We start from the raw sequence: 22,239 nt of genomic DNA, 5'->3' as shown, positions 1-22,239 counted from the left end.
TTTTTTGCAATTTAAACAATTTGTTTAAATATAAAATCTGGCAGAGAGGAAGGGATTCGAACCCTCGATACGCTATTCACGTATACACGCTTTCCAGGCGTGCGACTTCAACCACTCATCCACCTCTCTGTGGAAATCAAATTGTATTGTTTTTTCAAGTGTTTGGCAAGAATGCCTGTCTGAAAAGCAAACAACCCAACCCTATCCAGTTAGGCTGCTTTCAATCTGGTGCCCAGGAGAAGACTCGAACTTCCACACCCGTGAAGATACTAGCACCTGAAGCTAGCGCGTCTACCAATTCCGCCACCTGGGCCTGAAATTAAATTATAATCAAAGCAAATTTTAGCTGGTGCCCAGGAGAAGACTCGAACTTCCACACCCGTGAAGATACTAGCACCTGAAGCTAGCGCGTCTACCAATTCCGCCACCTGGGCTTTGCTTTAATATCTAATTTACGTTAAAGTGCTTACACTTGAAACGAAGCATATGATTATAAAACCTTCAAAAAAAATGTCAATCAGAAAAACGAACAAAAATGAAGAAAAATATTAAACCTTTAAATTTAAGAGAAAAAGACCCTTATTTGGAGCGTGAAAAACAACGCTATGAGCATCCTTTGCCGAGCAGGGAATGGGTAATCGACCTGCTGGAGCAGGAAGGTGTGCCGCTGAAAATTGCTACATTAGCTGAGAAATTATCTATCTCTGCCGATGAATATGAATTTTTCGAACGCAGAATCAAAGCGATGGCGCGTGACGGGCAGGTTTTGATCAACCGCCGAGGTGCCGTGTGTGTGGCCGATAAGCTGGCTTTAGTGAAATGCCGGATTGATGCGCATAAAGACGGTTTCGGCTTTGCCGTGCCTTTGGTAAACAACAAGCAGGGCGACTTTGTTTTATATGAAAAACAGATGCGCGGGCTGATGCATGGCGACATTGTGATGGTGCGCCCGGGCGGTGTCGACCGCCGCGGCAGGCGCGAAGGGCAGGTTTTGGAAATATTGGAGCGTGCCAATAAAGATGTGGTCGGCCGTTTCTATTTGGAACGCGGTGTCGGCGTGCTGGTACCGGAAGATAAGCGGCTTAACCAAACGATTCTGCTTGAGCCGGAGTCTGTGGCTTCGTTCAAGCCGGAATCCGGCCAAGTGGTTATGGCTGCGATTGAAAGCTATCCCGAAGGGCTTCATCCTGCGGTGGGCCGGTTGACTGAAATTTTGGGCGATTATGCAGACAGCGGCATGGAAATCGAAATTGCCGTGCGCAAGCACCATTTACCGCACCAATTTAGCGATGCCTGTCTGAAAGCTGCCGAAAAGATTCCTTCTAGCGTGTCTCAAAAAGATATAGAAGGCCGTGTGGATTTGCGCGATTTGCCTTTGGTAACGATAGACGGTGAAACCGCAAGGGATTTTGATGATGCCGTGTATGCAGAAAAGCAGGGGCGCAATTACCGGTTGGTGGTGGCGATTGCGGATGTGAGCCACTATGTCACGCCCGGCGATGATTTGGATAAGGATGCTTACGAGCGCGGCACCAGCGTTTATTTTCCGCGCCGCGTGATTCCGATGCTGCCGGAAAAGCTTTCCAACGGTATTTGCTCGCTAAACCCTGAAGTTGATCGTTTATGCATGGTATGCGACATGCAGATTTCCTATTTGGGCAATGTGAAAGAATATAAGTTTTACCCTGCCGTGATGCGTTCCCACGCTCGTTTGACTTACACCCAAGTTTGGCAGTGGCTGGAAAGCGGTGAAAACAATCCGCATAAAAAAGAGCTGGATACCTTATACAAACTATTCGGCATCCTGCAAAAGAAACGCCATCAGCGCGGCGCGATGGAATTTGAAAGTATTGAAACGCAAATGCTTTTTGATGATAACGGTAAAATCGAGCGGATTGTGCCCGTGGTGCGCAACGATGCACACAAGCTGATTGAAGAGTGCATGCTGGCCGCCAACGTATGCGCGGCGGATTTTTTGTTGAAAAACAAACATGGCGCTCTATTCCGCAACCATTTAGGCCCTACACCTGAAAAGCTGACCGCGCTGCGCGAGCAACTGAGTTTACTCAGCTTGAACTTGGGTGGCGGAGACAAACCCGCGCCTAAAGACTACGCCAAGCTGGCCGAACAGATTTCAGACAGGCCTGATCAGGAGCTACTGCAAGTGATGCTGTTGCGTTCCATGCAGCAGGCAGTGTATGAACACAATAACGAAGGCCATTTTGGCCTGGCTTACGAGCATTATGCCCATTTCACTTCGCCCATCCGCCGTTATCCGGATTTAACTGTACACCGCGCCGTCAAAGCTGTGTTACAAAGTGAGATGTATAAGCCGCACGAGCCGTGGCAGGCAATGGGCGTGCATACTTCGTTTACCGAGCGCCGTGCCGATGATGCCAGCCGCGATGTTGAAAACTGGCTCAAAACTTATTACATGCGCGATAAAGTAGGCGAAGTATTTGAAGGCAGGATTTCCGGCATGGCAAACTTCGGTGTGTTTGTTACTTTAGACGATATTCATATCGAGGGCCTGATCCACATCAGCGACTTGGGTGAAGATTATTTCAACTACCGCCCCGAAATCATGGCGATCGAAGGAGAACGCAGCGGCGTGCGTTTCTCGATGGGCGACCGGGTTACCGTAAAAGTGGCACGCGCCGATTTGGATACCAGCAGGATTGATTTAACCCTAATCCGAGGCGGCGAAAAAAGCAAAAAACGAAGCAGGAAAACCGCCGCCAAAGACACGGAAAAATCAGCAGCCAAAACGGTAAAATCCCGCAGCGCCGGTAAAACCGCTAAAGAAAAAACCAGCTCCCGCGCTTCGGGCAAATCGGGCAAGTCCGGCAAATCGCTGAAGCTTGTAGACGGCAAAATCACGCTGGTTACCCAACAGCCTGCAAAAGCCAAAACGAAAGCAGCCAAAACCGAAGGCGGCAGCAAGCGCAAGAAAAGCCGTAGCCGCAAATAAGCCGAGCGGTTTAAACAAATGCCTGTCTGAAAACTTTTTCAGACAGGCATCTTTTTCAATCACACCACCTTGCGCCTGATCCGGTTGAGCATACCCAAAGCCAGCACCACCAACACCGTGCCCGCAGCATCGGCCATACCCAAATCCGAACCGAAAAACCACCAAGCCAACACAGCGGCAAAAATCGGGTTGAGCAAATGAAAAGCCGAAGCATTGTCCGAGCCGAACCAGCGGACCAGCTGAAACCACATTACCATCGCCACGCCGGACACCACAACTACCTGATACCAAAGCGACAACGCAAACACCGGCTCTGCCATAGCGGCAGGCCATTGCAGCGGATTGGAAAAAGGCAGCAAAATCAGCCCGCTGAAGAGATTCTGAATGCCCGTAAGCGGCAAAGCCTGATGGCGGGAAGCTGTGAACTGGTAAAACAGCGTGCCGCCGGCCAGCGCCAACATACCGAGCACAACCCACACAATACCGATGCTCCAGCCCGTTTCCGGCATTCTTACCGACAGCACAATATACACCCCCAAAAATCCTAAGCTGATCGCCAACCACTGCAACCAAGACCATTTACGCTTCACGCAAGACACCGCAAGCGTGGTTACAAAAGGCATGGTCGAAACCAAAAGCACCACCAACTCTGGTGGTACCGTTTGCAGCCCGGTGTAGGAAAAGCCGAGGTACAGCACATAATTCAACATGCCCAAAGCCATACCGTGCAGCCACAAGCGCTTATCCGCCCAACCACTACCACACTGCCCGCTGCGTTTGACCCACCAACAAAGTGCAAAAAGCAGTACGGCCGCCAGTAAAAAACGCAAGCTCAACACATCCAGCGGCGGCAGATATTCCAAACAGTATTTACCGGCAATAAAGGCGGACGACCACAACAAACTAAACACAATGCCGAAGACCAATCGCATAACATTGCCCCTTATCATGAAACGGTCACAACAAATTAGCATAAGCCGCCCTACCCTCATTTCGTTGCTTAACGAAATAAGCGCCGGAAAATGCGTTTAAGATTAAACCTACCTGCGCCGCACCACGCCGTCAGAAAACCTTATAATGCCTGTCTGAAAAAAGGAACGCCATGTCACTTGCTCATCATTTCACCCACACCGCCCACCTGATCGGCCACCCGAGCCGGGCCCTGATGCTGGACGCTTTAATCGGCCGCGAAGAATTAAGTGCAACCGAATTGGCAACTGCAGCGGGCATTACCGCGCAAACCGCCAGCGTACATTTAAGCAAGCTGCTCCACGGCGGGTTAATCAGCATGAAGCAACAAGGCAGAAACCGCTTATATAGAATCAGCACCCCACACATTATGGAGGCCTTGCAGCAATTGGCCATGCTGGCGCCCCAAGAACAACGTTCAACTCCGCAAAACAGCCATACCCTACGCGTATGCTACGGCCATATGGCAGGCAAAATCGCCATAGAAATCAGCCAAGCACTCAGCAATGCCGGTTTCATCGAATTAGATGAAAAACGCGAACGCTTCAACCTCACAGATAAAGGGTTAAACTGGCTGGCGGGTCTGGATATCGAGACCGGAGAATATCCGCACTACACCGCTGCCTGTATGGACTGGACAGAAAAATCCTTCCATTTGGCCGGTTGGCTCGGGCATGAACTGCTCGCCGCATTTGTAGCCAGAGGCTACGTTTACCAACCGTCACATGAAACCCGTTTCTTACAATTGACGGAATCTGGACAGCGGTATGTGAATGGGCTTAAGAAGCAGGTAATCTCATAGTCAATCAACTTAATAGTAGTAACATCACCGTCATACCTGGGCTTGACCCGGGTATCTTCCAACATTACCTGAATCCAAGATACCCGTGGCAAGTCCGATGTACTATTTTTAAGTTGATTCACTATACTTGTATTATCTCCGGCTGGCTGCTTGTATCAAAAATGTGTTGATTAACCTATATGAATGCCTGTCTGAAAAATATCGTTCAGACAGGCATTCATAATTATATTGATAGTTATCTTAAATTATGAACCCGACTACCAAATCAGCCGCCATTTCTGACAGAAACCAACGGTATTGCTACAAGCTTCATCTATCATCAAGAAACCAAAAGCAGACAAACATGTCGTCATGAACCAAACTTTTTTAATATGCCGTTTTTCCGGGTAAGCTATTAATGACAATCCGACAAAAATAATCGCCAGCATAAAAATTACTTCGGAGAGAGAAAAAATCAAAACCTTAATCATCATCTCAATAAAACCAACCGGCCCATCACCGTAAATAAAACGGTATTGTTTCGAGACAATCCAAGTCATAAAACCATTCCAACTGTTCAATGCAATAAAAAACAACCAAGCTTGCCATTTCCGCTTCCATCTCGGTTTGGTTTTTGAAGGTTTGGTTTTTGAATCAGTATATCGGGATAGAATTTGATATTTGGCCATATCACTATTTATACGAAACTCAGAGCAACTAGAAACTGTTTCTAATTGCCCTGAATGTTAGTCAGCGTTCAACTTGGGAAACGTCACGCACCGCGCCGGTGTCGGCAGAAGTGGTCATGGCAGCGTAAGCACGCAAGGCGGCGGAAACGTGGCGGTCGCGGTTTTCAGGTTTCCACGCTTTGGCTCCGCGCGCTTCCATTTCGCTGCGGCGCGCGGCCAATTCTTCATCGGAAACGGCCAAACGGATGCTGCGGTTGGGAATGTCGATTTCGATGGTGTCGCCCTCTTTCACCAAACCGATGGCACCGCCTTCCGCCGCTTCTGGCGAAACGTGGCCGATGCTCAAGCCGGAAGTGCCGCCTGAAAAACGGCCGTCGGTGAGCAAGGCGCAGGCTTTGCCCAAGCCTTTGGATTTCAGGTAGCTGGTGGGATAGAGCATTTCCTGCATGCCCGGACCGCCTTTCGGGCCTTCGTAGCGGATAATCACAATATCGCCGGCAGCGATTTGATTATCCAAAATGCCCGCCACGGCGGAATCTTGGCTTTCAAACACGCGCGCGCGGCCGGTGAACTTGAGAATGCTGTCGTCCACACCGGCGGTTTTCACCACGCAGCCGCGCTCGGCGATGTTGCCGAACAGCACGGCCAAACCGCCGTCTTGCGAATAAGCGTGCGCTTTGCTGCGGATACAGCCGTTTTCGCGGTCAAGGTCGAGCGAAGGCCATAGTCGGTTTTGCGAAAAGGCTTCGGTGGTGCGCACGCCGCCGGGTGCGGCTTTGTAGCGCTCATGCGCGGTTTCGTTGGCTGGGTTGGTGATGTCCCATTTCGCCAGCGCGTCTTTCAAGGTTTTTTCGTGAACGGTGGAAACGTCGGTTTTTAGGCAGCCGGCGCGGTCGAGTTCCGCCAGAATGCCCATCACGCCGCCTGCGCGGTGCACGTCTTCCATGTGGTATTTCTGCGTAGCGGGTGCGACTTTACACAAACACGGCACTTGGCGGCTGATGCGGTCGATGTCGGCCATTTTGAAATCCACTTGCGCTTCGCTGGCCGCGGCCAACAGATGCAGCACGGTATTGGTGGAACCGCCCATCGCTACATCCAAACTCATGGCGTTTTCAAATGCGGCTTTGGTGGCGATGCTGCGCGGCAATACGCTCTCGTCGTCTTGTTCGTAATAGCGTTTGGTGATTTCCACAATCAGACGGCCAGCTTCCAAAAACAGCTCTTTACGGCCTGCGTGGGTGGCCAGCAGCGAGCCGTTGCCCGGCAGCGACAAGCCCAAGGCTTCGGTGAGGCAGTTCATCGAGTTGGCGGTAAACATGCCGGAACAGGAGCCGCAGGTCGGGCAGGCGGAACGTTCTACTGCCGCCACTTCTTCATCGGACACTTCATCGTTGGCGGCATCGACCATTGCGTCCACCAAATCCAGCTTGCGGGTGTCGGTGATATTGGCCACACCGATTACTTTGCCTGCTTCCATCGGGCCGCCCGAAACGAACACGGTGGGAATGTTCAGGCGCATGGCGGCCATCAGCATGCCGGGAGTGATTTTGTCGCAGTTGGAAATGCACACCAGCGCGTCGGCACAATGCGCGTTGACCATGTATTCCACCGAATCGGCAATCAAATCGCGGCTGGGCAGGCTGTAGAGCATGCCGCTGTGGCCCATGGCAATGCCGTCGTCCACCGCGATGGTGTTGAATTCTTTGGCCAAGCCGCCTGCTTTTTCGATTTCGCGCGCCACGAGCTGCCCCATATTGTGAAGATGCACATGGCCGGGCACAAACTGGGTGAACGAGTTGGCAATGGCGATAATCGGTTTGCCGAAATCTTCGTCGGTCACGCCGGTGGCACGCCATAAAGCGCGCGCGCCGGCCATATTGCGGCCGTGGGTGGAGGTTTTGGAGCGGTAAGCTGGCATGGTGGGTGTCCTTCGTAAAAAGTTTTAGTATGTGCCGTGTGCGGCTGTTTGTATAAACCGGTAAAAAATACCGCTTATTTTATACCAAACGCAGGCGGGCGTTAAGAAATGTGCGTTGCAAGCTTTCAGACAGGCATTGCACATTTCCAGTATAATGCCTGCCTGAAAAATATTATAAGTAAGGCTTGTTTTTATTATGATGATCCACCCGCAATTCAATGCCGCCGCGATAGATTTCGGATTTATAGTTATCCGCTGGTATGCGCTGAGCTATGTTTTGGCATTTATCCTGTTTATGTTGCTCGGCCGACTGCGCATCAAGCAGGGGCATACGGTTTTCACGAAAGAAATGCTCGACGATTTGCTGACTTACGGCGTGTTCGGCGTCATTTTGGGCGGGCGCTTGGGCTATGTGCTGTTTTACAAATTTTCCGAATACATCAGCGATCCGGTTTCGATTTTTAAAATTTGGGAAGGCGGCATGTCTTTCCACGGCGGATTTTTAGGTGTGTTGGTGGCAATGTGGTTGTTTGCCAAACGCAGAAATCTGGGCTTTTGGCAGGTTACCGATTTTATTGCGCCGCTCGTGCCGCTGGGTTTGGCATCAGGCCGAATCGGTAATTTTATCAACGGCGAATTGTGGGGCCGCGTTACCGACCCTTCGGCATTTTGGGCGATGGGTTTTCCGCAAGCCGCTTATGAAGATGCGCAACTGGCGGCCAATAATCCGCAATACATGGCTTGGCTCCAGCAATTCGGCATGTTGCCGCGCCATCCTTCCCAGCTTTATCAATTTGCGCTGGAAGGTGTGACTTTGTTTGTGGTTGTGTGGTTGTTTTCGCGCAAACCGCACCCTACCGGCCAAGTTTCCATGGTGTTTTTGGCGGGCTACGGCATCTTCCGCTTTATTGCCGAATATGCGCGCCAGCCCGACGACCATTTGGGCTTGCTGACTTTGGGCTTATCTATGGGCCAATGGTTGAGCGTTCCGATGATTGTGCTGGGTGTAGCGGGCTTTTTCTGGTTCGGCAGCAAAAAACACAGCCGCTGATTTCATCTTTATATTTTTGCAGACAGGCATTTTGTGTATCAATGCCTGTCTGAAAACATCAGGAAATACCATGTCTAATCAAAGATTGATTTACGGCTTCCATGCCATTAACGCACGCTTGTGGCAAAACCCGAAAAGCATCACGGAAATTTATATTCAGGAAGGTAAAAACGATACGCGCACCCGCGATGTGCTGCAAAAAGCCGCCGATGAAAAAGTGCGCGTACATTTTGCCGATGCCGACCGGTTGAACAAACTCAGCAAAGGCATGCGCCATCAAGGCGTGGTCGGATTTATCGATGCTTCTAAAAACCATGTACATTTGGAAGATGTATTGGAAAACCTGAGCGAGCCGCCACTTTTGCTGGTGCTCGACGGCATTACCGATCCGCACAACCTCGGCGCCTGCCTGCGTACTGCCGACGCTATGGGCGTGCACGCTGTGATTGCGCCGAAAGACCGCAGCGCCGGCCTGAATGCCACGGTAAGCAAAGTGGCCTGCGGCGCCGCAGAAACCGTGCCCTACATCACCGTGACCAACCTCGCCCGCACCCTGCGTGAGCTGAAAGAATACGGCATCTGGATTATCGGCACCGATATGGGCGGCGATTCGGATTTATACCATTGCGACCTGCCCGAAAGTGTAGCTTGGGTAATGGGCAATGAAGGCGAAGGCATGCGCCGCCTCACGCGCGAACATTGCGATATGCTGGTGTCGATTCCCATGTTCGGCACCGTTGAAAGCATGAACGTATCGGTCAGCACAGGCATGGTGCTGAGCGAAACCCGCCGCCGCCGCACTTTACAGTCGGAACAGGCTTAAGGTTTCGCCCGCCTGAACAATGCCTGTCTGAACCGCTGTTTCAGACAGGCATTCCTTAAAATATCAACACCCTAAGACCGCGCGCCGTTTTTTTGTTATCCTTACACCCCACACAACACATTTATCTAAAAAATTAATGTACAAAACCATATTACCTAAAAAGAATATTTCCAATTGGCTGCAAGAGCTTGCCCGGCTCGACAACATCGGCAGCGTCCTTACCAGCGTTACCCAATGGCTGCGCAAAGGCGGAAGCAAAGGCGCAGCCGCCCGCATGGACCTATTGCTGCAAACCCTCTCCGACCACCCCGAAACAGCAAAAGAAATAGGCATCCAATTCTACCGCTGGCTCAACAACACCCACATTTATCCCGCACTCGTTTCGCTCGGGATTTTCTCGCGCAAAGGCTTCGGCAAAGAATTGGGCAAACGCGTTTACGATCGCTTCAGCCCGCCGCCCCACGATCCGCGCAGCATTAAAAACATGTTTGAAAAACTTTTCTACCGCAGCAGCGACATCGAATGGCTTGAAGCCATTCCGCCGCGCCAATGGCTGCGGCTCTACGATTTGCTGGCGGAGCACACGCCCGAAAACATTCTGCAGGCAACCCGCCGCAATTTCCAACATGCCAACCTGCATGCGCTTGAAATGCTGTCGATTTGGATTGCCGCCGAAGAGCTCGACCCCGATTTGATGCGGCTTGACCCCAAGCTTTTGGAAGTGGATTCCTCTTTTATCGCTCTCAAGCGTGAAGTAACCCTGTTAATCGACCATTACCAGCAAGAAAAGCCGGAAATGTTTGATGACGCACACCTGCAAGTGATGCTCGAGCAATCCCGTTCCCATATTGAAAGGCTGCGTAAAAAAGGCGTATGCGCCGGCACAGGCTCTTCCATCGCCGTATCACACCTGCTGGAGCGGCTCGAGCAGTCGCTCAACCGGCTAACCATGCTGCTGACCATCCAAACCGCTACCGACAATCCTTCGCGCCAGCGGCATTTGATAGAGCTTTTACAGGCGATGGCCTATTCCGCCGCCGAACAAAAAAGCACCTCCCTGCTGTGGCGACGCAGCGTAAAAATGCTGGCCAAAAGCATCAGCCAAAACACCAGTTACCGTGGCGAAAAATACATCACCAGCTCGCGCAGCGAATATTTCAGCATGCTGCGTGCGGCTGCCGGCGGTGGTGCGGTTATCGCATTCATGGCGCTTTTGAAACTCAAACTCGGCATGATGGGGCTGAGCAAGCTGCAATATGCTGTTTTCTCCAGCCTCGACTACGGCTTGGGCTTCGTGTTTATCCACATGATTCACTGCACGGTAGCCACCAAGCAGCCCGCGATGACCGCTTCCAGCATTGCCGAACAGGTGGAGCGCAACGACTCGGGTAAAGCCGTTGACCAAAAGCTGGCCAAATTGTCGATAGACGTTATCCGCTCGCAAGGTGTGGCCGTGTTCGGCAATGTGAGCGTGGCCATGCTTTTGTCTATGCTGATTGCCGCCGTCTATTATTTTCAGACAGGCATGCCGATTCTCGATGCCGAAACCGTGCAGAAGCAGTTTAAATCCGTGCTGCCTTTGAGCCAGCCCTCTCTGATTTACGCCGGGATTGCCGGTGTGTGGCTGTTTTGCTCCGGCATTATTTCCGGCTTCTTCGACAACCGGGCCGACTATCTGCATCTGCGCCACCGCCTCAACCAACACCCCCTTCTGGTGAAAATACTGCCCGCGAAATGGCGTGCCTATTTAGCCAACTATGTGCACCACAATTATGGCGCGATTATGGGTAACTTTATTTTCGGCGTGATGCTCGGCAGCACAGGCTATATCGGCTATCTGCTCGGGCTGCCGCTGGATATCCGCCATGTGGCGTTTTCATCGGCCAACATCGCCTATGCCGCAGCAAGCGATCTGACCAATCCGATCATGTTCTGTTTTTATCTGATATGTATTTTCCTGATCGGCATCGTCAACCTATGGGTGAGCTTTACCTTAACGCTTTGGGTGGCACTGCGTTCGCGTGATGCGCGTATCGACAGCTTCCGCAACCTGTTAAACAGCGTCATCGCGCAAATCCGCGCCAACCCGCTCAGCCTCTTGTTCCCCGTTCAAGCCGCCGGACAAGTCATCAAAGAAACGCGGCAGGCTTCGGGACAGCCTAAAGACAAAGATAAAGACCACACACAATAACAATGCCTGTCTGAATTTTTTCAGACAGGCATCGGCAACCATTTGATACAAGAATAATTCATGGACTCGCTTAATATTTTCTTCCTTGTCATCGCGCTTTTGCTGTTTGTCAGCGTTATCGCCAGCCGCATTTCCGCACGGGTGGGCATGCCCTTATTGCTTGCTTTTCTCGGCGTGGGCATGCTGGCCGGGGAAGACGGCATCGGCGGCATCAAATTCGACAGCTTCACCGGCGCCACTTTTGTCGGCCAGCTGGCATTGGCAATTATTCTGCTGGACGGCGGTTTGCGCACCAAATTTGAAACCTTCCGAATCGCCCTCAAACCCGCATCTATTCTTGCAAGCTGGGGCGTATTGGCCGGTGTGGGTTTGCTTGGCATCTTCGCCACTTTTTATATGGGCATCGACTGGAAACTCGGCCTTCTGATGGCCGCCATTGTCGGCTCGACTGATGCGGCTGCCGTATTTTCCTTACTTCGCAACAGCGGCGTTCGACTAAACGCCCGTATCCAAGCCACCTTGGAATTGGAAAGCGGTATCAACGATCCTATGGCGATTCTGTTGGTCAGTGTATTGATTAACCTGATTATGCAGCCTGAAGCCACAGGCTTTCTTTCTATTGTACAAATGTTTGTTTTGCAACTCGGCTTGGGGCTGTTGTTCGGTTGGCTGGCCGGCAAAACTTTGGCTTTTATACTAAGCCAAATCCGGCTGGCTGAAGGTTTATATGCCATCTTGATTGCCTCGGGCGGGCTTTTGGTGTTTTCAATAACCAATCTTAGCGGCGGCAGCGGTTTTTTAGCAGTTTATTTGGCGGGCGTCTTAATCGGTAACTCACGCAATAGCTCGGTTGAACACGTTTTAAACGTCATGGATGGTTTGGCATGGCTGGCACAAGCCGCGATGTTCTTAGTGCTCGGCCTGTTGGTAACGCCTTCCCGCATGCTGGAACACGGCATGGATGCTTTGGTAATTGCAGGTTTCTTAATGCTGATTGCACGCCCGCTGGCCGTATATTCATCAATTAAATGGTTTCATTACAGCAAAAAGGAGCTGGCCTATATCAGTTGGGTAGGCTTGCGCGGTGCCGTGCCAATTACGCTTGCGATTATGCCTTTAATGATGGGCGTGCCCAATTCCCGGCTGTTATTCGATGTGGCCTTTGCTGTTGTGATTCTTTCTTTGCTGATACAAGGTACGACCATTCCCTATTTGGCCAATAAACTGCAAGTGGTGCTGCCACCGAAACCGGAACCGCTTTCTTACCGCGAAATCTGGCTCGCCCGAAACCTGTCCGTTGGCTTACAATCATTTAAAGTAGCCGCCGGTTCGGAAGCAGAAAACAGCCACCCTTATGTGATGACCCGCCCCGAAGAGTTTGCCGACAGCCGACTGTTTGCACTTATCCGCAACGGCAAGCCTGTTCAGGTAAGTATGAACACACGAATGCAGGAAGACGATACTGCATGGTATATACTGCCTGAAGAAAAAGGCGACGCCTTTGCCGAACAGTTTGCAGATTTGAACGATCACACAACGGAGCAGCAATTCTATGGCGAATTTATTCTAAATCCGGAAGTAAAAGTAGGCGACTTAGCACAAGTTTATGGTATTGCAGTAAAAGAAGACGAGGCCCATCTCAGCCTTGTTGACCTGTTCCGAGCCCGCTTCGGCGACATACCCGTAGCCGGCGACCGCATCATGATTGATAATTTCTGCATTACTGTCAAAGAGTTGGACGAGCAAAGTTATATTAAAACTTTCGGTTTGAAAATACCCAAACAACAAACCGATACAACACATTGAAGAAAATAATCAAAGATGCCTGTCTGAAAATGATTTAATGTCATTTTCAGACAGGCATCTTCGGTATTCGCTTCTTTGGAATATGAAACTTAATATTTCATAATCTGCGACTCGTCGCCTCACTCTAAATATCAAGCCTTTCGGTGACAAGAAGTTAGTCGAGTGTCCAATGAACCCAACCCATTTGCCAAGTCAGCAAAATCAAGCCGCCAAATATGATTCGATAATATGCAAAAGGTACATAGTTTTTCGCGCTCACAAATTTCAGCAAAGCTTTCACAGCCAGTAAACCCGCAACAAATGCAGCCACAAAACCAACAACAATTAAGCCAATATCTTGCAAACTGAATAATTTATAGTTTTTCAAAATGTCATAAGTTGTGGCCATAATCATCACCGGCACAGCCAGAAAGAATGAAAATTCCGTGGCCACTTTTCTATCCAATCCCCAAAGCATACCGCCCATAATTGTGCTCCCTGAGCGTGAAGTTCCTGGCACCAAGGCACAAATCTGCGCCAGGCCTACTATTAAGGCATCTTTAGGTGACATATCATCTACGCTGGTCACTTTGGGCGGATGGCTTTTGGCCCGTTTCTCAACCCACAAAATAAAGAAACCACCTAATACCAACATAGTTGCTACACTAATCGGATTAAATAATACTGCTTTGATTTGTTTGCTGAATAAAAAGCCGACAATTGCCGCAGGAATAAAGGCAATAATCAAATTGACAACGAAACGATTAACCGTTCTGTCCTTACCCACATAATTAACCACATGCTTAAAACGGATACGGTATTCGAAAATCACCGCCAACACAGCACCTAGCTGAATCGCAATCTCGAATACTTTACCGTTACTTTTAAAATCCATTAAATTACCGAACACAATCAAGTGCCCCGTGCTGGAAATCGGCAGAAACTCAGTTAAACCTTCAATAATCCCCAGGATCAGGGCCTTAAATAACAATACAATATCCATATCTATAAACGGCAGTCAGCCTTTTATCCTTTTTAATGATTTAATCTAATTAAATAACGACGGCAACATATTAAAGAGACGATACTCTATAACATCATCCCTAATTCTCTATTGCTATAAAATAATCGAATATTTTTATATCCGGCTACTTGAAGTTATATTTAAAAAACGAGATTTATATCACAAACCAATCCATCGGCTTGATAATGAAGACAGGCAGCCGTAAAGACTGCCTGAAAGGACGGGTTACGTTTCCTCACCCATCAGACGATTTGTTTACTGGTTAGCCGTTTTGGCAAAAAAAGCGCCTTTACTTTTCAGTTTACTTTCGGCTTTTTTAGGCGCTTTCATACCGCGCTCTTTACGCACTTTATCAACAAGCTCTTCGATCGTTTTCACACCCGCATGCCAATCACCGTGGAATTTTACTTCATATTTACCGCCGACAACCACTATAGGTGTGCCTTCAATTTTAAATTCCTCTGTGAGTTGGGCCATTTTTTCAGCCGCAGCTTTATTGTCAGGCGAATCATAAGCAGCAATCAGTTTTTTTGCATCGAAAGAGTTCTGCTCGGCAGCCCATTTTTTGAAGGTTGCAGAATCAGCCAAATTGATCTTTTGCTCATAAATCGCTTTAAACACAGCCGGATTTGCCTGATATTTTAAGCCGGATTGATTTACAGCTGCGGCCACTTTGGCAAAACCCAGCATTTCAGGCTGCCAAACCACATGTTCTGTACGCAGATAAGTATCGCTTGGCCAAGTCTTGGCTTGTTTTAACAAAATAGGATCGAAATGATAGCAATGCACACAGAAGTAGCCAAAAAATTCCAAAACTTCGATTTTATCTGTTTGCGCTTGCGGAATCGATTTTTCCAAAACCTTATAATCCTGCCCTTCAACCACAGCCGCAGAAGCATTCGCAGCCAAAGCAACCCCTAAGCCTACAGCCAATATGAATTTTTTCACTTTCATGAACAATATCCTTAAAATTTATTTCACAGAACGGGCAAAATTGTTAATACCGCGCTGTTTCAATTTTTTCTGCGCCATTGACGCTTCCGCAGCACTTAAAACGCCTGTCTGAACTCGATAAACCGTTTTGCCGTTTACCTCTGCCTGCACAACGCTGGCAGACACGCCTGCCATAGCCAGTTTTCCGCGCTGAACTTCGGCTGCTTGTTGATCATTATATGATCCGGCTTGAATAATCACTTTGCCGCCTTTGGCAGAACTAATTTGCTGCTTCGGCTGAACAGATGATTTACTGCTTTGTTTTTCAGACCCCGAACGACCGCTCAATGCATCTTCAGCACGTTGTCTGTCTGCATCGGCTTCTGCTTTTTTGCGCGCTTCGGCTTGTGCTTCTTTGCGAGCTTTTTCCAAGTTGCCGCTATTCAAAATTTGCTCAGGAGTAGGTTGCACTTTAGACTCGGCTTTAGATTTGGCTTGAGCCTGTTTTTTAGTGTGCTCGGCTTCCGCTCTCTTCGCTTCTGCCTGTTTTTTAATCTGGGCTTGTTTTTGAGCTTCTTTCGCCGCTTTTTCCTGCTCAGCAGACATTTTTGGCTTGGTCGGAACAACGACAACGGGCGGATGAGCTACCGGCTCTTCCACCGCTTCGCTGCCGGCAGTTGGCGGAACAATAGCTGTTTTGTCTGCTTCCGTTGCTTCGGTTACTGTCGGAGTTTCTTTAGTTGTCGATTCAGTTGTTACTTTTGCTTCCGGGGCAGCGGGGGGCACTACATCAGTTTGCATTTGAGAAGCAGAATCGGCTTTTGTTGCAGAAGCGCTTGGGCTTGAACCGGGCACGAGAATCTCGGGTTCGGGCACTTTCTCTTCAACTTTCGGCAGTTCTTTTACCGAAGACTGGCCGTTTTTATTCAGGAAATACAGCACTCCGGCAATAACTGCTGTGGCCAAAAGCAGGCCCACAAAAAAGCCGGATAAACCTTTTCCATATTGTTTTTTCGCGTTCATTTACGATACCTTTAAGATTCTCTGGTTCTCTAAAAGCCGAAAGCGGCTGATAGCCTTCAACAAACTTAGCTGTTTATTCTAACAAAATATCAGGCCGGCTGCCTAACCCGTTTTACCTTAGCTTACATAATATTTTATAAAGCTCTACGGAAGCTGACCGCGCGCAATACATGCTGCCGGTTAACCGTTTCATCATCATTCAAATCAGCTAAGGTACGCGCAACACGCATAATTCTGTGAAAACTACGTGCCGACAAAGAAAGCTTTTCTATCAAATCACCCAAAGCTTTTTTTGCCTCTTCACTGATCATCGCTTTTTCGTCCAACTCGGTAACGCTTAATTGGGCATTGGTTTTGCCTTGACGGTTCAACTGCCTGCTTCGTGCAGCCATAACACGCTGCAAGATATGCTCACTGCTTTCCCCGGCTTGCGCCTGAGTTAACTCTCCGGCAGGGATACTCGGCACTTCTATAGTCAGATCAATCCGGTCAAGCAGCGGGCCTGAAATTTTATCTCGATAGCGCTGTATGCTGTCGGGCGTACAGCGGCAGGGTTTGACAGGGTGGCCGAAATAGCCGCAAGGGCATGGGTTCATGGCAGCGACCAATTGGAATTTGGCCGGATAAGAGGCTTGCCGGGCAGCGCGGGAAATATGGATTTCGCCGCTCTCCAAAGGTTCGCGCAACACTTCAAGTACCTTGCGGTCAAATTCCGGCAACTCATCCAAAAATAAAACGCCTTGGTGCGCTAAGGAAATTTCACCGGGGCGCGGGTCTGAACCGCCGCCAACCAGCGCAACGGCGCTTGCGCTGTGATGGGGCGATCTGAAGGGGCGGGTCGTGCTGAGGTTTTGCAGATGTTGCGGCAATAAAGAGCGCAAAGTCCAAACGGAAATTAATTCGTCATCTGTTAGTGGCGGTAGAATACCGGGCAGACGTTGCGCCAACATTGATTTACCTGTTCCCGGAGGGCCTACCATCAGAATGCTGTGGCCGCCTGCTGCCGCTATTTCTAAAGCTAATCTAGCGGTATGTTGACCTTTAACATCGCGCATATCGGGCATATTTATGTTTTCAGACAGGCCTTGCCGATCCGGCGCCACAGCTTGGCTTAGAGGTTCGATGCCGTTAAGGTGCGAAGCCACTTGGGCTAAGTTTTTCGCACCGAACACGGCAATGCTGTCCATAACCGCAGCTTGCGCAGCATTTTGTGCAGGCAGCACGAAAGAGCGGCCCGATTGTGCGCCTTGCCAAGCCATCGCCAAAGCGCCGCGGACAGGACGTAGGGCACCGGATAAAGCCAATTCCCCCGCAAATTCGTATTGCGCCAGTTTATCTTGCAGAATTTGGCCGGAAGCCGCCAACACACCCAGCGCAATCGGCAAATCAAAACGGCCGGATTCTTTCGGCAAGTCGGCAGGTGCCAAATTGACGGTGATTTTTGCAGCGGGGAAGTCAAAGCCGCTTTGCAAAATGGCGGCGCGCACCCTGTCGCGGCTTTCTTTTACTTCCGTATCCGGCAGGCCGACGATGTTAAATTGCGGCAAACCATTGGCCAGATGGGCTTCCACCTCGACCAAAGGCGCATCCATGCCGCTTAATGCACGGCTGTAAACCACCGCCAAAGACATGAACGGCTTATCCTTCAGATGATGTATCAGTTTGCCGGGCAGTTTCTGCGGGCGTTTCTGCGGCTGAGATTGCGGCTTCCAGTTTGGCCACACGCTCTTCCAGCTCTGCCAGCTTGGTGCGGGTTTTAATCAGCACTTGCTGCTGGATATCAAATTCTTCACGGGTTATCAGATCCATGCGGTTGAATGCGCTGCCGAGCATGGCTTTCACGTTTTTTTCAACGTCTTTTGCCGGGCTGTTGGCAATGGTTTCGCTCACTTTTGCGCTCACTTCTTCAAACAGTTTCTGACCGATCATAGCGGTTTCCTTTCATAGCATGGGTTCATTTGGAATTGTATAGAATAAATGCCTGTCTGAAAACATACTGCTGTTTTCAGACAGGCATAGGCAGAATATTTATTCTGCAGTAAAGCCTGCTTGAAAAACTTTTCCGTTGATGTGGATATCGGCCAAATAATCATGCCGGTTGTCGGTACACAAAGGCAGCCGCACGTTTTCTGCACGCCACGCTCCGTCAGCCTGTTTTTTCAGATCATAGCGGTTAAACCCCATATCCATATTGCTCATGCTGAAGCTGAGGTAAACGCTTTGAACATCTTGCGGCACATGGTTGATTTCGATATTGAAAGGGGCTTTAGCACTGAGCGGTTCGCTGAATTTCACGGTTGTGCCGCCCGGCAAAACACAGCCTTTTCTTACATCGCAATCTGCCGATACATTTTGCGCTTGCGGCTGCTGCTTGTTCCAAATATAAAGCATACCGAGTTTTATCGAGGCAAACGCCAGCAACAATGCGCCTATCATCATCCACTTTTTGTTTTTATCCATTTGCCGTCCTACACCCACCCGGTTTGCCGCTCGTTTACCACAGCGTGTGCACCTGCTTCCAACCAGGTCGAACGGTATTTTTCAGACAGGCATTCTTCTGCCAGCACCACCAACGGCACGCCGACACCTTCTTGCAATACCTGTAAAACCCGTTCGGCCGACTCCTCACATGCCGCGCGCCATACCACCACATCGGCATCAAACGATTCGGCAAACTGTTCGGCATCCTCAACCAACACCCACAAACTCTCTACCTGCGGCCGCCTGCCGTAGTGTTTCAAAGCTTCCGCACCAATCAAACAATGCTTGTGCGCCGGCTCCCACATGGCAAACGGCACCACACGATAATCGCCCATACGGTTTTCGCCCGTAAAACCTGCTTCTGCGCTGCCTGCCAGCTCGTTCGGCACGGCCAATGCAGCGAGCACCGGCCCGTTGGCCGGCAACATGGGCGACACGGTAAAATCGCCCGCTTTCTGCCAAGACCAACTCTGCCCTTCTTTGGCCTGCAAAGTGCCCGACCAATCGCCTGCTTTTACGCGGAAAAAACGCAAATGAACATGCGCGTGTTCATACATGTGGATTTTAGTTAACCACGGCGTTGCATGGTGGATATGAATGCCCAGCTCTTCTTCAAACTCGCGTTTCAGCGCGTCCAGTTCGCTTTCCTGCGGCTCGACTTTGCCTCCTGCAAATTCCCAGTATCCGGCATAAGGCTTGCCTTCCGGACGCGAGGCCAGCAAGTAATCGCCTTGCCCGTTTAATACAACGCCGGCAACCACGCGCAGCAATGGACGGGAATCTTGCAACATATCGTTTTCTTTCAACATGGTTTAAATCGGCTTGCTCTTTTATTTTTCCGCCACAGCAAAAGCTTGAACAACATCTTTTTCATCGCTTACGCTCAGATGCACGTGTTTGATACCCTGCTCATCCAGCCAAGCCTGCAAATCCGGTGCGCATAAAATTTCCGGCCGCCCTAAATGATTGTGGCCGACAGTAATGCGCGAAAACGAAACAATACCTCGGATACCGGTGCCCACTGCTTTGGAAAAGGCTTCTTTTGCAGCAAAACGCTTAGCCAGAAAATTGATAGGTTTTCCGGCCTGTTCAAACTCAAGCAGCTCAACCTGACTCAATAAGCGTTCGGCAAAAGTCTGACCGTATTTTTTATAAAGCCGCTCAATGCGTTTAAGGGCGATAATATCCGTACCGATTCCGTAAATCATGGTGTATCTCCTTCTTTTCAGACAGGCCTGTCTGAAAAACATTAATAAGGTAAAGCGCGTGCTTCAAACATCACTTTTTTCATTTGGCGGATGGCTTCCGGCAAGCCTAAAAACACGGCTTGCGAAATCAGCGAATGGCCGATATTCAGCTCGCTGATAGCAAGAATTTGGGCGATGGACGTTACATTATGTATGGTCAACCCGTGGCCTGCGTTTACCACCAAACCCAGCTCGCTGGCAAAATGGGCGCCGGCTTCAATACGCGAGCATTCTTCGCGCTGCGTTTCGTGCGTACGCGCTTCTGCGTAAGCGCCCGTATGCAGCTCCACCACCGGCGCACCTACATCTTTTGCAGCCTGAATCTGCGCTTCGTCGGCGTCGATAAACAATGAAACGCGAATGCCTGCACGGGTTAATGTGCGGGTGTAATCGGCGATTTTTTTCTGCTGCGCCAACACGTCCAGCCCGCCTTCTGTGGTTACTTCCTCACGCCGCTCCGGCACGATGCACACGTCTTGCGGCATCACGTTCAAAGCATTTTCCAGCATTTCTTCGGTGAGCGCCATTTCCAGATTCATGCGGGTACGGATGGCGCTTTTAATCGCAAACACATCGGCGTCTTTAATATGGCGGCGGTCTTCGCGCAAATGCAGGGTAATCAGGTCGGCGCCATGCGTTTCGGCCAGCAAAGCAGCCTCCAGCGGGCTGGGATAAGTTGTGCCGCGCGCGTTGCGCAGAGTGGCCACATGGTCAATATTCACACCTAAAAGCATGGGTTTTTCCTTTCTTTCACTAAAGCAGCAATCCCTACATGCTGCTTCATTTTTCAGACAGGCATTTCGTTTATTCGAACTCAAAAGCCTGCATCTGCTGCAAAACCTGTCTTGATTTCACGCCTTCCGGCAAGCAGAAATCAATCAGCATACGTGTCAGTTTCAAAGCCTGCTGCAAACTGTTCCCACTGTCAAACTCACCTTTGCGCAGCTGAATCAAGCTGTTGCCTTTTATAACCACGCCCTGTGCTTCGCTTATATACACATCATCGGTGCCATCAAGCGGCAAGGCTGCATGCTCCGGCCGCAGCCAGTAATCGCGTTCGGCATCAATCGCGCAACCGGCTTCATCACGCTGCAAATCCGGCGCAAAACCCAGCTCGGTCAGCAAAGACCACTCAAAACAGCGCAAAGCTGCCACATGATTCGGCTGCCCGGCCACCGCCTTCATCAAAGTAAACAACGCATCATAAAGCTTTGGATGCGGGTCTTCGCGCGCGGTCAGCTTCAGCATTAATTCATTGGCGTACAACCCGCTAAACAGCGCCCTACCTTGCGGCAAAGCCCAGCCGCCGAGCCATTCGGCACGGTGCAGCGTTTTCAATTCGCCGCTGCCATACCACGACGCACTCATCGGCACAAAAGGCACCAACACACCACGCAATTCACTCTGCCGTTTGCGCGCACTACGCGCCAACAGCGCCACACGGCCATAATCGCGGCTGAACACCTCCAGCCACAAGCTGCTTTCCCGCCACGGAGTAGCAGTAAGCAGAAAAGCCGGTTGGTGGTTGATGCGGTGGGATTTGTCGGACATAGTGTGCAGTGTCGGCATAATTGCGCGAATTATACCCCAAGCTTCATATTAAATTCGGATGCTCTACGGTTTAAATCAGAAATATTTTAGATCCATAAAACAACGAAGCCGGAGATAGGCAATCTTCCGGCTTCACAATGATTTCAATACGCAAATATCAAGGCGACAAGCGCTCTTTAATCCACACATTATTTTCCAAACGGTAGCGTATGCGGTCGTGCAGGCGGCTCGGGCGGCCTTGCCAGAATTCCACGGCATCGGGAATCACCAGATAGCCGCCCCAATGCGGCGGGCGCGGCACGTGGAACGGATGCTTTACGCTCACGGCAGCCGCTTTTGCTACCAACAAGGCTTTGCTTTCCAATACGCTGCTTTGTTCGCTAGCCCATGCACCAATTCGGCTCGTATAAGGTCGGGAATCGAAATACTCGTCTGAATCTTTATCGCTCAATTTTTCCACGCGCCCTTCAATGCGCACCTGCCGCTCCAGTTCGGGCCAGAAAAAAGTCATTGCAGCAAACGGATTGGCCTCAATCGCGCGCCCTTTTTGGCTTTGATAATTGGTAAAAAATACAAAACCTTTAGGATTCACTTCTTTCAGCAGCACCATTCTGTTGGAAGGTCTGCCGTCTACCCTTACGGTGGCCACGTTGACCGCAGTCGGTTCGTTGACCGCCGCTTTCATTGCTTCTCCAAGCCATTGTTCAAACTGGACAATCGGACTGGCGTCGCATTCTTGTTCCGACAATTCCTTTTTACTGTACTCTTCTCGTATGTCATGCAAATCCACGATGGTTGT

Annotated in this window: 20 protein-coding genes and 3 tRNA genes; 6 read left to right on the top strand and 17 right to left on the bottom strand. The window is 50.1% G+C overall.

Annotated elements, in window-relative coordinates:
• Positions 1-38 precede the first annotated feature (38 nt).
• The 3 genes from HMPREF9370_RS06940 to HMPREF9370_RS06930 form a co-directional block, all read right to left on the bottom strand.
• Positions 39-129: transfer RNA gene (locus tag HMPREF9370_RS06940), tRNA-Ser, on the bottom strand.
• A 97-nt stretch (positions 130-226) separates the two neighbouring features.
• A tRNA-Leu gene (locus tag HMPREF9370_RS06935) sits at positions 227-313 on the bottom strand.
• A 34-nt stretch (positions 314-347) separates the two neighbouring features.
• Positions 348-434, bottom strand: a tRNA-Leu gene (locus tag HMPREF9370_RS06930).
• Between the two features lie 101 nt (positions 435-535).
• On the opposite strand from HMPREF9370_RS06930, the gene rnr reads away from it, so the two are divergent.
• The gene (rnr, locus tag HMPREF9370_RS06925) at positions 536-2,971 is read left to right on the top strand and encodes a ribonuclease R (protein ID WP_009116704.1); all 2,436 of its coding nucleotides are present in this window, start codon (positions 536-538) and stop codon (positions 2,969-2,971) included.
• 59 nt (positions 2,972-3,030) lie between these two features.
• Here the strand turns inward: rnr and HMPREF9370_RS06920 are convergent, their stop codons facing one another.
• Complete coding sequence (locus tag HMPREF9370_RS06920) at positions 3,031-3,903, bottom strand: DMT family transporter (protein WP_156792982.1); 873 nt, start codon at positions 3,901-3,903, stop codon at positions 3,031-3,033.
• A gap of 170 nt (positions 3,904-4,073) precedes the next feature.
• Between HMPREF9370_RS06920 and HMPREF9370_RS06915 the strand changes: the two genes are divergently transcribed.
• The gene (locus HMPREF9370_RS06915; RefSeq protein ID WP_009116702.1) at positions 4,074-4,742 is read left to right on the top strand and encodes an ArsR/SmtB family transcription factor; all 669 of its coding nucleotides are present in this window, start codon (positions 4,074-4,076) and stop codon (positions 4,740-4,742) included.
• 257 nt (positions 4,743-4,999) lie between these two features.
• Here the strand turns inward: HMPREF9370_RS06915 and HMPREF9370_RS06910 are convergent, their stop codons facing one another.
• Both HMPREF9370_RS06910 and ilvD read right to left on the bottom strand, forming a co-directional pair.
• Positions 5,000-5,281: a hypothetical protein gene (locus HMPREF9370_RS06910; RefSeq protein ID WP_156792981.1), complete on the bottom strand. Its 282-nt coding sequence runs from the start codon at positions 5,279-5,281 to the stop codon at positions 5,000-5,002.
• A gap of 190 nt (positions 5,282-5,471) precedes the next feature.
• The gene (gene ilvD / locus HMPREF9370_RS06905) at positions 5,472-7,331 is read right to left on the bottom strand and encodes a dihydroxy-acid dehydratase (RefSeq protein WP_009116700.1); all 1,860 of its coding nucleotides are present in this window, start codon (positions 7,329-7,331) and stop codon (positions 5,472-5,474) included.
• 196 nt (positions 7,332-7,527) lie between these two features.
• On the opposite strand from ilvD, the gene lgt reads away from it, so the two are divergent.
• From lgt to HMPREF9370_RS06885, 4 genes are all read left to right on the top strand, one after another.
• Positions 7,528-8,382, top strand: a complete 855-nt coding sequence (gene lgt, locus HMPREF9370_RS06900; protein WP_009116698.1) for a prolipoprotein diacylglyceryl transferase — start codon at positions 7,528-7,530, stop codon at positions 8,380-8,382.
• Between the two features lie 70 nt (positions 8,383-8,452).
• Entirely contained in the window at positions 8,453-9,205 is a 753-nt protein-coding gene (gene rlmB, locus HMPREF9370_RS06895) for a 23S rRNA (guanosine(2251)-2'-O)-methyltransferase RlmB (RefSeq protein ID WP_009116697.1), read from the top strand.
• A 136-nt stretch (positions 9,206-9,341) separates the two neighbouring features.
• Positions 9,342-11,396 (top strand): site-specific recombinase, encoded by a 2,055-nt coding sequence (locus HMPREF9370_RS06890; protein WP_009116696.1) that lies wholly within the window; start codon positions 9,342-9,344, stop codon positions 11,394-11,396.
• 60 nt (positions 11,397-11,456) lie between these two features.
• The gene (locus HMPREF9370_RS06885; protein WP_009116695.1) at positions 11,457-13,202 is read left to right on the top strand and encodes a potassium/proton antiporter; all 1,746 of its coding nucleotides are present in this window, start codon (positions 11,457-11,459) and stop codon (positions 13,200-13,202) included.
• Between the two features lie 154 nt (positions 13,203-13,356).
• On the opposite strand, the gene HMPREF9370_RS06880 is transcribed toward HMPREF9370_RS06885, so the two are convergent.
• From HMPREF9370_RS06880 to pdxH, 11 genes are all read right to left on the bottom strand, one after another.
• On the bottom strand, positions 13,357-14,184 hold the full coding sequence (locus HMPREF9370_RS06880; protein WP_009116694.1) for an undecaprenyl-diphosphate phosphatase: 828 nt from the start codon (positions 14,182-14,184) through the stop codon (positions 13,357-13,359).
• A gap of 276 nt (positions 14,185-14,460) precedes the next feature.
• Positions 14,461-15,159: a thiol:disulfide interchange protein DsbA/DsbL gene (locus HMPREF9370_RS06875; RefSeq protein ID WP_009116692.1), complete on the bottom strand. Its 699-nt coding sequence runs from the start codon at positions 15,157-15,159 to the stop codon at positions 14,461-14,463.
• An 18-nt stretch (positions 15,160-15,177) separates the two neighbouring features.
• Positions 15,178-16,161, bottom strand: a complete 984-nt coding sequence (locus tag HMPREF9370_RS11635) for an SPOR domain-containing protein (protein WP_009116691.1) — start codon at positions 16,159-16,161, stop codon at positions 15,178-15,180.
• A gap of 134 nt (positions 16,162-16,295) precedes the next feature.
• Positions 16,296-17,792, bottom strand: a complete 1,497-nt coding sequence (locus HMPREF9370_RS06865; RefSeq protein ID WP_009116690.1) for a YifB family Mg chelatase-like AAA ATPase — start codon at positions 17,790-17,792, stop codon at positions 16,296-16,298.
• Positions 17,793-17,799: 7 nt separating this feature from the next.
• Complete coding sequence (locus tag HMPREF9370_RS06860) at positions 17,800-18,090, bottom strand: accessory factor UbiK family protein (protein ID WP_009116689.1); 291 nt, start codon at positions 18,088-18,090, stop codon at positions 17,800-17,802.
• 99 nt (positions 18,091-18,189) lie between these two features.
• A complete protein-coding gene (locus HMPREF9370_RS06855) occupies positions 18,190-18,621 on the bottom strand; it encodes a hypothetical protein (protein ID WP_009116688.1) in 432 nt (143 codons plus the stop codon).
• 8 nt (positions 18,622-18,629) lie between these two features.
• Positions 18,630-19,451, bottom strand: a complete 822-nt coding sequence (locus HMPREF9370_RS06850) for an NUDIX domain-containing protein (protein ID WP_009116687.1) — start codon at positions 19,449-19,451, stop codon at positions 18,630-18,632.
• A 21-nt stretch (positions 19,452-19,472) separates the two neighbouring features.
• Positions 19,473-19,850: a holo-ACP synthase gene (gene acpS, locus HMPREF9370_RS06845; RefSeq protein ID WP_040667018.1), complete on the bottom strand. Its 378-nt coding sequence runs from the start codon at positions 19,848-19,850 to the stop codon at positions 19,473-19,475.
• A gap of 41 nt (positions 19,851-19,891) precedes the next feature.
• Positions 19,892-20,623, bottom strand: a complete 732-nt coding sequence (pdxJ, locus tag HMPREF9370_RS06840) for a pyridoxine 5'-phosphate synthase (protein ID WP_009116685.1) — start codon at positions 20,621-20,623, stop codon at positions 19,892-19,894.
• A 70-nt stretch (positions 20,624-20,693) separates the two neighbouring features.
• The gene (gene recO, locus HMPREF9370_RS06835) at positions 20,694-21,440 is read right to left on the bottom strand and encodes a DNA repair protein RecO (protein ID WP_009116684.1); all 747 of its coding nucleotides are present in this window, start codon (positions 21,438-21,440) and stop codon (positions 20,694-20,696) included.
• Between the two features lie 157 nt (positions 21,441-21,597).
• Positions 21,598-22,230: a pyridoxamine 5'-phosphate oxidase gene (gene pdxH / locus HMPREF9370_RS06830; RefSeq protein WP_009116683.1), complete on the bottom strand. Its 633-nt coding sequence runs from the start codon at positions 22,228-22,230 to the stop codon at positions 21,598-21,600.
• Positions 22,231-22,239: the final 9 nt, after the last annotated feature.

Source organism: Neisseria wadsworthii 9715 (assembly GCF_000227765.1).
Taxonomy (GTDB): domain Bacteria; phylum Pseudomonadota; class Gammaproteobacteria; order Burkholderiales; family Neisseriaceae; genus Neisseria; species Neisseria wadsworthii.
Note: the sequence above shows the minus strand (reverse complement) of the source record. Positions and strands in the feature narration are given on the sequence as shown.